A 12,714-nucleotide genomic window follows, 5' to 3' on the forward strand; every position below is an offset into this window, starting at 1 on the left:
TAGTTGCCCCGAAGGGAATTACCACTGATAGCTTACGAAAATCTTGCCGTTACGACCGTCCTGCGGAATGCCCTGAGGTGACCAGTACGCTTTGTCAAAGGCATTGCCCAGCACCAGCGTGGTGGTCACGCCTTTGAGTCGCTCCTGGCCTTTGTAGCTCACGTAGAAATCGTTGACCGCATAGCCCGGCTGCTTGCTGTAGCTGCTGCTGATATGCGTTGAGCGATCGACAAAGGTGCCAATCCAGCCGACGGAGAACCCGCTTTGCGCCACCGGAACGTCCAGCTTGCTGGTGACGGTATCCGGGTTAATGCTGGAGATATACTCGCCCGACTCGGTGTCTTTCCCGCGCGTGCGGTTATAGGCCAGATCGAGGCTGAAGAGGTCTGCCGAGTATTTTGCCATCATGTCCCAGCCCCAGATTTTGGCGTTCGGGACGTTGTACGACATGGTGGTTGCGGCGGCAAAATCGACGGTGGTGGAGATATAGTCTTTGGCTTTGGTATCGAAATAGCTGGCTTTAAACTCCAGCGCATCGTTGGCAAGCATCAGATCGTCAAAGCGCAGGCCAAAACCAAACTCCTGCGTTTCGTTGGTTTCCGGGCGCAGGTTCGGATTCGGCACCCAGTAGTTGGTATAGAAGCGGCCAATGGAGAAGTGTTTGGCGTCGTTGTACATCTCACCCATGGTGGGCGCGCGGAACGCCTGCGCGTAAGAGCCAAACAGCATCAGCCAGTCGGTGGGGCTAACGGTTAACCCGGCGCGGGAAGACCACTTGTCGGCATCCACATCGTTGTAGCCGTCGCTGCTGCCGCGGTAGTTGTCATAGCGCGTGCCGCCCAGCAGGGTAACAGGCAAATCGCGCAGGGTGATCTCATCCTGCAGCCAGCCGGAGCTGAAGTCGATTTTCGCGTCCGGGAAGCCGGTGGTTGCTCCGCCCGGATGCTGCTCCTGACGATAGTATTCCCCGCCGTAGGTCAGAAGGTGTGATGCTAAGGTGTCGCTGAACAGGCGGGTGCGGTTTTCCACCTTGCCGCCTTTGGTGGTCTGCTTGCGGAACTCACCGCTGCCGTCGATGTTCTGGGCATTAATGCGCGCTTCGGACCAGTAGACCTTCGCGTCGGCGTTCAGCCAGTCGTTACCTTCCGGGGCGATGCGGTAGCCCACCTGCGCGTCACGCTGGATGGTGGAGCGGTCGGTCATCGGGTTACTGCTGTCCGTCCCGGTGGTTTGCGGGTTTTTCGGCTCCTGAGCGGCGTTGTTGTAGTAGCGCAGGGAGCCGCTCAGGGTCTGGGCCGGGTCGAGTTTCCAGCTGCCTTTCGCCAGCATGTTGTTGATGGATTCGTCGTTAGGCGCGGATGCACCGTCGCTCTGGCGGATATCACCGCGATCCCGGCTGGACCAGGAGACCAGACCGTCCAGCGTGTCGGTGCGGCCATAGGCGCTCGCCCCCATCCCGAGGCTGCGATCGCCCGTCGCGCCCGTTCCAAACACGCGATAACCGCTGTTTTTACCCGGTTCGAGCAGATCTTTCGCATCAGCGGTGTCATAGGAAATCACGCCGCCCAGCGCGCCGCTGCCGTACAGCAGGGCCGACGGGCCGCGAACCACTTCGATACGCTTAATCAGCGCAGGATCGAGGAACGTACTGTTCAGGTGACCGGTATCGGTGCCCTGACGCACGCCGTCAACCAGCACCAGCACGCCGCGACGGTCATAGCCGCGCAGGTTCACGTCCTGCCCGTTGGTGCGTCCGGTGCCGTCCAGCGTCAGACCGGGGACGTTACGCAGCAGGTCGGCCGCCGAGCTGGCGGTTTGTTTCTCCGGCGCGCTGGCGTCAATCACGCTTACCATCATGGGCGCTTCAAAGGTGCTTCGGGCGTTGCCCGTGGCGGTGACGGTAATGTCGTCTGTGGCGGCGAACGCGACGCCCGGCAGGGTGCTGACAATCGCCAGCGCCAGGAGTGACGGACGTAAAGATGCGGAAGGCAGGTGTGGCATAGCAACTCTCCATAAGAAGTGAAAAGCGCTGGCTGCCTGGGTGTTACCTGGGTGGCTGGCGTATTTTTAGGTGTTGTTTATTTTGTGAGGATCAGTTTTCCGGCATGGGTCTGGCGCAGAAGATAGCGCTGGCCGTCATGCTCGATAATGACCCGGCCCTCATCGCCGAGCAGGGTTTTGCTGTCAATCCGACGCTCGGTAGGGGCTGGTGCTGTGTCTGTTTTTGCTGGCGTTGCCGCGCTGTTATCCGTACGTGACATAATGTTTATAAATAACAATCAATGTAACAATGATAATCATTATCAATAAACTGCAAATTCACGGCAAGCGTTTTTGTGAAAAAAGGGTGAGAGGATCAAATCTGGGGTGAGGTAGGGTCTGATGCCCTCACCCCGACCCTCTCCCACAGGGAGAGGGAGAAGGGCAAGAATCGTAGGTCGGGTAAGCGCAGCGCCACCCGACAAACATCAGAAGCGAGAATCAACCGCAGCAGCGAGCTTCTCCAGCAGCAGCTCGCTGTCTTCCCAGCTCAGGCACGGGTCGGTGATCGACTGGCCGTATACCATCTGCTGGCCAGCAACGATTTTCTGCGTGCCTTCTTTGATAAAGCTCTCTGCCATAATCCCTGCAACGGCGGTTGAACCGCTGCGGATCTGCTGGCAGATCTCATCGCAGACGTCCAGCTGGCGGCGATGCTGCTTCTGGCAGTTGCCGTGGCTGAAGTCCACCACCAGATGTTCCGGCAGGTCGAACTCGGCAAGGGTTTCACAGGCCGCCGCAATATCTTCAGCATGGTAATTGGGTTTCTTGCCGCCGCGCATAATGATGTGCCCGTACGGGTTTCCGCTGGTCTGGTAGATGGTCATATGACCGCTTTTATCCGGCGACAGGAACATGTGGCTGGCACGGGCAGCGCGGATGGCATCAACCGCAATACGGGTATTGCCATCGGTCCCGTTTTTAAAGCCGACCGGACAGGAGAGGGCGGAGGCCATCTCGCGGTGGATTTGGCTTTCGGTGGTGCGTGCGCCAATCGCGCCCCAGCTGATCAGATCGGCGATAAACTGCCCGGTCACCATATCAAGAAACTCGGTCGCCGTCGGCACGCCCAGCTCGTTGACCTGCAAAAGCAGCTTCCGCGCCAGCTCGATGCCGTGGTTCACGCGATAGCTGCCGTTGAGGTCAGGATCGGAAATCAGCCCTTTCCAGCCCACCACGGTCCGCGGTTTTTCAAAGTAGGTGCGCATCACGATCTCAAGGCGATGCTGGTACTTATCCCGCAGGCCCTGAAGTCGTTTTGCATAATCCATCGCGGCATCCAGATCGTGGATGGAGCAAGGCCCAATCACCACCAGAAGACGTTTGTCTTCACCGTTGAGGATTTTTTCAATGCGGCGGCGGGAGGCCGTTACGTGTTCCGCAACGGCGGCGGAAACAGGATGCCGCTGGGCCAGTTCAGCCGGCGTGACCAGGCTGTCAATGCGCGCAGTGCGGAGTTCATCGGTTTTATTCATGGAATGTCTCAGAAAATTTTTGCTTCATCGGCAGACTACCGGGAAGTGATGGGCATCACCTTAAACCAATCCCTGCTGATTTCAAGTTCGGGGCGACACCGCCCCGTGGTTGCCGATGATGATACCTGAATCTGAGTTAATGTACTAGCATATTAGTACATGCGGCGGTTAAGTCCCATGATGTCGAGAATTTTGGTGGCAATTTCTTCCACCGAATAGTTGGTGCTGTTCAGCCACGGGATCTGATTTTTGCGGTACAGGGCTTCCACTTCGGAGACCTCCATTCGGCACTGGCGCATGGAGGCGTAGCGGCTGTTCTCGCGTCGCTCTTCGCGGATGGCCGCGAGGCGTTCCGGGTTGATCGTCAGGCCGAACAGCTTGTGCTGCAGCGGCTTAAGGGCGGCAGGCAGTACCAGGTTATCCATGTCATCAGCGATAAACGGGTAGTTTGCGGCGCGAATACCAAACTGCATCGCCAGGTAGAGGCTGGTCGGCGTTTTGCCGCAGCGCGACACGCCAAGCAGGATCACCTGCGCCTGGTCGAGATTACGCAGAGAGATACCGTCGTCGTGCGCGAGGGTGTAATCGATGGCGGCGATACGCGCGTCGTACTTGGTCAGGTTGCCGGGGTTCAGCCCGTGGGTACGGTGGGCGATAGGCGTAGGGTCAAGCTTAAGTTCGCTTTGCAGCGGAGCTACCAGCGCCTGCACGATATCCTGGCAGAAGCCTTCACTCTGCAGAATGATGGAGCGAATCTCGGGGATCACGATGGAGTAGAACACCAGCGGGCGGACGCCGGTCTGCTGGTAAATGGCGTCAATTTGATCCTTCACCGCTTTGGCACGGCTCTCATTTTCGACAAACGGCAGCGTAATGCTGTTGATCGATACGGGAAACTGCGACATCACCGCGTGGCCCAGCACCTCGGCGGTGATCGCCGTACCATCAGAAATATAAAAAACGTGACGATCGACAGCACTATCCATTTTACCAACCCTGAATATCAGACGTAATTGTCTGAAAGCATAAATTAAAAAAGTAATTTACACAGCAAAGAACTTATCCTAATTATGAATGAAACGCTGTTTTTGATTTTCCTGAAAAGTGGATTTCATTTTTCAAATAGCGACTTTATTTTTGGGGTTTCTGGCTGAATATAGAGGAATCATCGGGTTAATCGTTGATGGGAAAGTATCCGAAAAGTTGAATTTTAAAATTGCTTACACGATTCACCGTTTTTTTAGCGGAAATAAATATGCCAGTATAAATACGTAGTCAGGTGTTACTTACTCCGATCAAATATCACAAAAGGATTGTTTCGATGTCCAACAATGGCTCGTCACCGCTGGTGCTTTGGTATAACCAACTCGGCATGAATGATGTAGACAGAGTTGGGGGCAAAAATGCCTCCCTGGGTGAAATGATTACAAATCTGTCGGGTATGGGTGTCTCCGTACCGAACGGGTTTGCCACCACCGCCGATGCCTTTAACCTGTTTTTAGACCAGAGCGGTGTTAACCAGCGCATTTACGACCTGCTGGATAAAACGGATATTGATGACGTCACCGAGCTTGCCAAAGCCGGGGCGCAAATCCGCCAGTGGATCATCGACACACCTTTCCAGCCGGAACTGGAAAAAGCCATTCACGACGCGTACAACCAGCTTTCTGCTGACGATGCGCAGGCCTCCTTTGCCGTGCGTTCCTCTGCAACCGCAGAAGATATGCCGGACGCCTCGTTTGCCGGGCAGCAGGAAACCTTCCTGAACGTCCAGGGTTACGATGCGGTGCTGGTGGCGGTGAAGCACGTATTTGCTTCCCTGTTCAACGACCGTGCCATCTCCTATCGCGTGCACCAGGGCTACGACCATCGCGGCGTGGCGCTTTCCGCTGGCGTGCAGCGCATGGTGCGCTCGGACGTGGGCTCATCTGGCGTGATGTTCTCCATTGATACCGAATCCGGCTTCGACCAGGTGGTGTTTATCACCTCCGCGTGGGGCCTGGGTGAGATGGTCGTGCAGGGCGCGGTAAACCCTGACGAATTCTACGTCCACAAGCCAACGCTGGCCGCTGGCCGTCCGGCAGTGGTGCGCCGCACCATGGGCTCGAAAAAAATCCGCATGATCTATGCCCCGACCCAGGAGCATGGCAAGCAGGTTAAAATTGAAGATGTCCCGCAGGAGCAGCGCGACCGCTTCTCCCTGAGCGACGCCGAAGTGCAGGAGCTGGCGAAGCAGGCGGTGCAGATTGAAAAACACTACGGCCGTCCGATGGATATCGAATGGGCCAAAGACGGGAACACCGGCAAGCTGTTTATCGTGCAGGCGCGCCCGGAAACCGTCCGCTCACGCGGTCAGGTGATGGAGCGTTATACGCTGCACGCGCAGGGCAAAATCGTGGCGGAAGGCCGTGCTATCGGTCACCGCATCGGTGCCGGTCCGGTTAAAGTGATCCACGACATCAGCGAGATGAACCGCATTGAGCCAGGCGACGTGCTGGTGACCGACATGACCGACCCGGACTGGGAACCGATCATGAAGAAAGCGGCGGCTATCGTCACCAACCGCGGCGGTCGTACCTGTCACGCGGCGATCATTGCCCGCGAACTGGGTATTCCTGCGGTTGTCGGCTGCGGTGATGCTACCGAGCGCATGAAGGACGGACAGAACGTGACCGTCTCCTGTGCAGAAGGCGATACCGGCTACGTGTATGCCGATATCCTCGACTTCAGCGTGAAAAGCTCCAGCGTGGATACCATGCCGGACCTGCCGCTGAAGATCATGATGAACGTCGGTAACCCGGACCGCGCGTTCGACTTCGCCTGCCTGCCGAACGAAGGCGTAGGCCTGGCGCGCCTGGAGTTTATCATCAACCGTATGATCGGCGTTCACCCGCGTGCGCTGCTGGAGTTTGACGACCAGGATCCGAAGCTGCAGAACGAAATCCGCGAGATGATGAAAGGCTACGACTCGCCGAAAGAGTTCTACGTTGGCCGTCTGACCGAAGGGATCGCGACGCTGGGTGCCGCCTTCTATCCGAAACGCGTGATTGTGCGTCTGTCTGACTTTAAGTCTAACGAATACGCCAACCTGGTCGGCGGCGAGCGCTACGAGCCGGAAGAAGAGAACCCGATGCTGGGCTTCCGCGGGGCCGGACGCTACGTGTCCGACAGCTTCCGCGACTGCTTCGCGCTGGAGTGTGAGGCGGTGAAGCGCGTGCGCAACGACATGGGGCTGACCAACGTGGAGATCATGATCCCGTTCGTACGTACCGTGGATCAGGCGAAAGCGGTTGTGGACGAGCTGGCGCGTCAGGGTCTGAAGCGCGGCGAGAACGGGCTGAAGATCATCATGATGTGTGAAATTCCGTCCAACGCCCTGCTGGCCGAGCAGTTCCTGGAGCACTTCGACGGCTTCTCTATCGGTTCGAACGACATGACGCAGCTGACGCTGGGTCTGGACCGCGACTCCGGCGTGGTCTCCGAGCTGTTCGATGAGCGTAACGAGGCGGTGAAAGCGCTGCTCTCCATGTCCATCCGCGCCGCGAAGAAGCAGGGTAAATACGTCGGGATCTGCGGTCAGGGTCCATCCGACCATGAAGACTTTGCCGCATGGCTGATGGAAGAGGGGATCGATAGCCTGTCCCTGAACCCGGACACCGTGGTGCAAACCTGGCTGAGCCTGGCGGAACTGAATAAGTAACCGCTTAAAAACGGATAAAGGCGAGGAGATATCTCCTCGCCTTTTTTATTTCCTCCCGAATATGCTCCCCATCACAAATAAAGTAAAAAACCAAATATCATAATTTGTCTGTCAATTTAGACAATTGTTAGCGCGCAACGCGTTGCTAATACTTGAGCCTTACTGCGCATTTCCCATAAGAAGATGCGCAACTGGTTGAAATACGTTTTAACCTGATAAAAAGGCAAATAACAATGACACTCTCCTCTGTATTGCGTACCAAAGATAAAATAGGTTATGGCTTAGGTGATATGGCCAGCGCGCTGGTCTGGCAAACGGCAACGTTATTTCTCGCTTATTTCTATACGGACGTTTTTGGGCTGCCCGCCGCGATTATGGGCACCATGTTTTTAGTGGTGCGCGTGGTTGATGCGTTTGTCGACCCGTGCATTGGCGCCCTGGTGGATCGCACCCAGACGCGTCACGGACGCTTCCGTCCCTGGCTGCTGTGGTTCGCCATTCCGTTTGGCGTAAGCTGCCTTATCACTTTCTATGTACCCGACGTGGGGCCGACGGCAAAAATCGTTTATGCCTGTGTGACCTACGCGATTTTAAGCCTGATTTATTCCGCCATTAACGTGCCTTACTGCGCCATGCCCGGCGCGCTGACGCTGGATCCGCGCGAGCGTCACTCCCTGCAGTCGTGGCGCTTTGGCCTGTCGTTTATCGGCGGGTTGATTGTGACGGTGATTGCTCTGCCGCTGGTCTCACTGTTAGGCCAGGGCAACGTGCAGAAAGGCTATTTCTATGCCATGAGCCTGATGGGGCTACTGGGCATTGTGCTTTTTTTCTGCTGCTTCCTGATGACCCGCGAGCGCTATTCTCCGCGCAATGATACCTCTGGCTCGATGCTCACCGATTTAAAGCTGCTGGCCGGCAACAGCCAGTGGCGCATTGTGTTCCTGTTTAATATTTTGCTGTTAACGGCGGTGGTGACGCGCGGTTCCGCCACCATGTATTACGTGAACTACGTGCTGTTGCGCCCGGAGCTGGTTTTTGCCTTTATTGTTTCCGGAATGGTGGCCTCCCTAAGCGGCGCATTATTATCTGAACGGCTGCTGGGGAAATTTGACCGCGTCCGCGCCTACCAGTGGACCATTATTTCCTTCGTCATTTTCGGCGCGCTGATTTTCTTCCTGCCGCCTTCGCAGGTGTGGCTGATTTTTGGCCTCAACATCATCTTTAGCTTTGTGCAAAACCTCACCACGCCGCTGCAGTGGACCATGTTCTCCGATGTGGTCGACTACGAAGAACATCGCAGCGGCCGTCGTCTGGACGGGCTGGTCTTCTCCACCGCGCTGTTTGCCATCAAATTCGGCCTGGCGCTGGGCGGCGCGGTTGTCGGCTGGGTGCTTGGCATGGTGGATTACGCCCCGGGACAGGCAACCCAGGCGCCAGGCGTTCTCTCGACCATCAACGCGCTGTTCACCCTTATCCCTTGCGCGCTGTTCCTCTGCATGGTCGCGCTGCTTTCAATCTACAAGCTTAACAGCCGGCTGGTGGATTCCATCGCCCGGGAGCTGGCCAGCAAGCGTGAAGTCAGACCCGACGCGGGGCAGCTCAGCCCGGCAACCCCTTCCGCACTACAGGAGTAAAACATGACAGCTATCTATAAGGACGCGGGACGTCCCGTGCACGAGCGCGTCGCCGATTTACTGGCGCGTATGACCCCGGAAGAGAAGTTCGCCCAGATGCACGCGTACTGGCTGATCCTCGATGAAAACGGCAACCACCGCGAGCGCAGCGATCTGAGCGATGAATTCGCCGGCGTGAGCGAGCAGGCTGCGCTGAGCGAACGGCTCAAGCTTGGCGTCGGGCAGATCACCCGTCCTCTGGGTACCCACATTGTTGATGCAAAAACCGGCGTGCGCGCCGCGAACCGCCTGCAGCGCATGATGATGGAGGAGACGCGCCTCGGCATTCCGGCCTTGTTCCATGAAGAGTGCCTGGTGGGACTGCTGTGCAAGGACGCCACCCTGTTCCCGTCGTCGCTGAACTACGGATCGACCTGGGACCCGGAACTGGTGCAGCGTGCGGCAGAGCAGATCGGTAAAGAGGCGCGATCCGTCGGCTGCCAGCAGGGGCTGGCGCCGGTGCTGGACGTGTCTCGCGACGTGCGCTGGGGGCGGACCGAAGAGACCTTCGGCGAAGATCCGTGGCTGGTGGGGGTGATGGCAACCGCCTACGTGAAAGGATTGCAGAGCGATAAGCGCGACCTGCTGGCAACCCTGAAACATTACGTGGGCCATTCGTTCAGCGAAGGGGCGCGCAATCATGCCCCGGTGCACCTGGGTTTCAGCGAGCTGAACGACACCTTCCTGCTGCCGTTTGAAATGGCGGTCAAGCTGGCAAACGCCGGGTCGGTGATGCCCGCCTATCACGATATTGACAATCAGCCGGGGCACAGCGACAGCTTCCTGCTGACTACCGTCCTGCGCGAACAGTGGGGATTCGACGGGATTATTGTCGCAGATTACGGCGGCGTCAGCCTGCTGCACCAGCATCACGGGATTTCCCACGATGCAGCCGAATCTGCTGCGCTAGCGTTCAACGCCGGGCTGGACGTTGAGCTGCCGAAAGACGACTGCGCGCGCCATCTGGCGGAAGCGGTAGAGCGCGGGCTGATCTCTATGGCGAAAGTGGATGAGATCGTGGCGCGCGTGCTAACGGAAAAATTCCGCCTGGGCCTGTTTGAAAAGCCGTACGCGGATGAAAACGGTATCGATCTGCAAAATGACAACACCCGGCAGGTTGCGCGGGAGGTGGCGACAAAATCGCTCACGCTGCTGGAAAACAACGGTATTTTACCGCTCGGCGGTAAGCCCCGCGTGGCGGTGGTGGGGCCGACGGCAGACGATCCGCTGGCGTTACTCAGCGGCTACAGCTTCCCGGTGCATCTGATCATCAGCGATATGGTGGAAGAGACCTCGCAGGTCACGACCCCGCGCGCTGCGCTGGAGCAGTATCTCGGTGCATCGAACGTCCGCTATGCCAAAGGATGTCACATCATCGAGAAACGAATGGCGGGCGCGCCGGTCTTCCCGGGCGACAGCGGCGGCAAACCGATGCAGCAGTCGCCGGTTTCACTAAGCGCCGCACTGATCCCCGAGGCGGTAAACGCCGCGCAGGAGAGTGACGTGGTGGTTGCCTGCGTGGGCGATCTCGCCGGGCTGTTCCAGAGCGGCACCGTAGGGGAAGGTTCCGATACCGATTCCCTGAACCTGCCGGGCGTGCAGCAACAGCTGCTGGAGGCGCTGGTGGCGACCGGCAAACCGGTGATCGTCGTGATGACCGGTGGGCGCCCGTACAACCTTCAGGGGCTGGAGGATAAGGTCGCGGCGCTGCTGGTGGCGTGGGCGCCGGGGCAGGAAGGGGGCTGGGCGATTGCGGACGTGCTAACGGGACGCGCAGAGCCGCAGGGCCGTCTGGTGGTGAGCGTGCCGAAAAGCGCCGGGGCAATGCCGTATTACTACAATCACAAGCTCAAAAGCGGCGGCACGCCGTTTGCGTTCCACTTCGGTTCACGCTATCCGTTTGGCTTCGGCCTCGGCTGGACGAGGTTTAGCTGGGGGGCTGCCCGCGTTGCAGAAAGCAGCGTGCCGGTCGACGGCGAGGTGACGCTGAGCGTGGATATCACCAATTCCGGGGAACGCAGCGGCAGCGAGGTGATGCAGGTTTACGTCAGGGATAAGATCGCCACCCAGGTGCGGCCGCTTCAGGAGCTGAAGGCCTTCCAGCGCGTCACGCTCTCGCCGGGCGAAACCGCCACGCTTAGCTTTACGCTACCGGTTGAGATGTTCAACTTTACCCGCCGGGACGGGAAACGCATCGTTGAGCCGGGCGAGTTTGAACTTCAGGTTGGCGCATCGTCGGCGGATATCCGCGAGGCGGTGACGGTTAATGTGACAGGGGAAACGCGGGTGCTGCCGGTGGAGTGGCGGATGCTCAGTACCTGTGAGGTTAAGCGCGCGTAGTCAGGATAAAAAAAAGCCCATCGTGGGAGATGGGCAAAGACTACACACAGCAATTCGTTGTTTCACTCAGGGGATTTCCATGCTTATAAATCAAGGTGTTGATCTATAACCGTGTCCTAATAGTAGGCATGTCATCTTTTAGCGTCGATCGGATTCGTCTCAATAGTTAAAGAGACGTAAAGATTTTTTAAGGTGAATAGCGGACTTAGAGCAATAAAGGCGGGTCTGACCAGTGTGCAACGAATAAATACTTTAGCAGCGTTAAAGTATTGTGAGGGGGAATGTAGGCCGGGTAAGCGTTAGCGCCACCCGGCAAAAAACTTAATGCGTGTTCTTCTCTTCCAGCTCTTCCAGTTCGCTCAAAATCACGTCCGGGTCTGTTCCCGGAGGCGGAATTTCATGCACCCAGGCAGAGAACAGACGCCAGGTAACGGCGAGCAGTACCGGGCCAATAAACAGGCCTATCATGCCAAAGGCAATCAGTCCGCCAATTACCCCGGAGAGGATCAGGATCAGCGGCAGGTCTGCACCCATTCGGATGAGGATCGGACGAATGACGTTATCCATGGTGCCGACCACGCAGCTCCAGACCAGCAGCACCGTTCCCCACGTGGTATCACCCGTCCAGTACAGCCAGATAATACTAGGGACCAGCACCAGCAGCGGTCCCAGTTGCGCAAGACAGGTCATCAGCATGACAACGGTGAATACGGTGGCGTACGGTACGCCGGAAATCGCCAGACCGATACCGCCCAGCACCGCCTGCACCAGCGCGGTGACCACCACGCCCAGCGCCACCGCGCGCACGGCCTGCGCAGCCAGCAGTACCGCCGCGTCACCGCGTTTGCCCGCCAGGCGGGTGGCAAAATGACGAACGCCTAAAGCGACCTGCTCGCCGCGCCAGTAGAGCAGGGCGCTGAAGAGCAGCATCAGCGTACAGTGCATCATAAACCGGCCGATATGCGCCGCCTGACCCACAAACCAGGTCGTGGTGGTGCCAATGTACGGGCGGACTTTTGCCATCAGCGCGCTGCCGCCCATCTCCAGCAGGCTATGCCAGCCGCTGTAGAGCTTGGCGCCCACTACCGGAATGCTGTTCAGCCAGCCGAGATCCGGCAGCGTCAGGTCACCGCTGGTTATGGCACGAATAACCGGGCCACTGGAATCCACCAGGCTATTCACCAGCAGGGCAACAGGAATAATAAATAGCAGGAACAGCAGGAGCGTCATGACCAGCACGGCTAACCCGCGGCGGCCAAACAGCAGCTTCTGCAAGCGCAGCAGCAAAGGCCACGTGGCGACGACAACGGTCGCGGCCCACGCGAAGCCGAGAATAAAGGGTTGAACAATCCACAGACACGCAATAATCATGAGGGCCAGAAACAGCACCGACAGCAAAATTTGCGCAACATCCCTGGGCTGGCGAAGATTGACCATAAATGAAACTTTCCTTAAAAGAACGCCAGCGTGGCTGGCGGGAACGGAA

The 12,714-nt window shown here is 57.8% G+C and carries 8 protein-coding genes and 1 other RNA gene; 3 read left to right on the forward strand and 6 right to left on the reverse strand.

The features are described 5' to 3' along the window. Positions 1 to 18 precede the first annotated feature (18 nt). The 4 genes from V1587_RS11795 to V1587_RS11810 all read right to left on the reverse strand — a co-directional run bounded on the left by V1587_RS11795 (position 19) and on the right by V1587_RS11810 (position 4,501). On the reverse strand, positions 19 to 2,001 hold the full coding sequence (locus tag V1587_RS11795; protein ID WP_371897664.1) for a TonB-dependent hemoglobin/transferrin/lactoferrin family receptor: 1,983 nt from the start codon (positions 1,999 to 2,001) through the stop codon (positions 19 to 21). Positions 2,002 to 2,078: 77 nt separating this feature from the next. After that, on the reverse strand, positions 2,079 to 2,261 hold the full coding sequence (gene hemP, locus V1587_RS11800; protein WP_024909414.1) for a hemin uptake protein HemP: 183 nt from the start codon (positions 2,259 to 2,261) through the stop codon (positions 2,079 to 2,081). Between the two features lie 207 nt (positions 2,262 to 2,468). After that, positions 2,469 to 3,515: a 3-deoxy-7-phosphoheptulonate synthase AroH gene (aroH, locus tag V1587_RS11805; RefSeq protein WP_311390632.1), complete on the reverse strand. Its 1,047-nt coding sequence runs from the start codon at positions 3,513 to 3,515 to the stop codon at positions 2,469 to 2,471. 152 nt (positions 3,516 to 3,667) lie between these two features. Continuing rightward, positions 3,668 to 4,501 (reverse strand): pyruvate, water dikinase regulatory protein, encoded by an 834-nt coding sequence (locus V1587_RS11810; protein WP_023311315.1) that lies wholly within the window; start codon positions 4,499 to 4,501, stop codon positions 3,668 to 3,670. 335 nt (positions 4,502 to 4,836) lie between these two features. On the opposite strand from V1587_RS11810, the gene ppsA reads away from it, so the two are divergent. The 3 genes from ppsA (at position 4,837) to V1587_RS11825 (ending at position 11,228) form a co-directional block, all read left to right on the forward strand. After that, positions 4,837 to 7,215, forward strand: a complete 2,379-nt coding sequence (ppsA, locus tag V1587_RS11815) for a phosphoenolpyruvate synthase (protein WP_371897663.1) — start codon at positions 4,837 to 4,839, stop codon at positions 7,213 to 7,215. Positions 7,216 to 7,448: 233 nt separating this feature from the next. Next, positions 7,449 to 8,849, forward strand: coding sequence for an MFS transporter (locus V1587_RS11820; protein WP_371897662.1), 1,401 nt, complete (start codon positions 7,449 to 7,451; stop codon positions 8,847 to 8,849). A gap of 3 nt (positions 8,850 to 8,852) precedes the next feature. After that, the gene (locus V1587_RS11825; RefSeq protein ID WP_371897661.1) at positions 8,853 to 11,228 is read left to right on the forward strand and encodes a glycoside hydrolase family 3 N-terminal domain-containing protein; all 2,376 of its coding nucleotides are present in this window, start codon (positions 8,853 to 8,855) and stop codon (positions 11,226 to 11,228) included. 5 nt (positions 11,229 to 11,233) lie between these two features. Here V1587_RS11825 and rprA read toward each other — a convergent pair. Further along, positions 11,234 to 11,341, reverse strand: an RNA gene (rprA, locus tag V1587_RS11830) — antisense sRNA RprA. Between the two features lie 208 nt (positions 11,342 to 11,549). Further along, positions 11,550 to 12,665 carry an AI-2E family transporter YdiK gene (ydiK, locus tag V1587_RS11835; protein ID WP_371897660.1) on the reverse strand — a complete coding sequence of 372 codons (1,116 nt, stop codon included), beginning with the start codon at positions 12,663 to 12,665 and terminating at the stop codon, positions 11,550 to 11,552. Positions 12,666 to 12,714: the final 49 nt, after the last annotated feature.

Origin of the sequence: Enterobacter sp. ECC-249 (assembly GCF_043965265.1) — a bacterium.
In the GTDB taxonomy this organism is placed as follows: domain Bacteria; phylum Pseudomonadota; class Gammaproteobacteria; order Enterobacterales; family Enterobacteriaceae; genus Enterobacter; species Enterobacter quasiroggenkampii.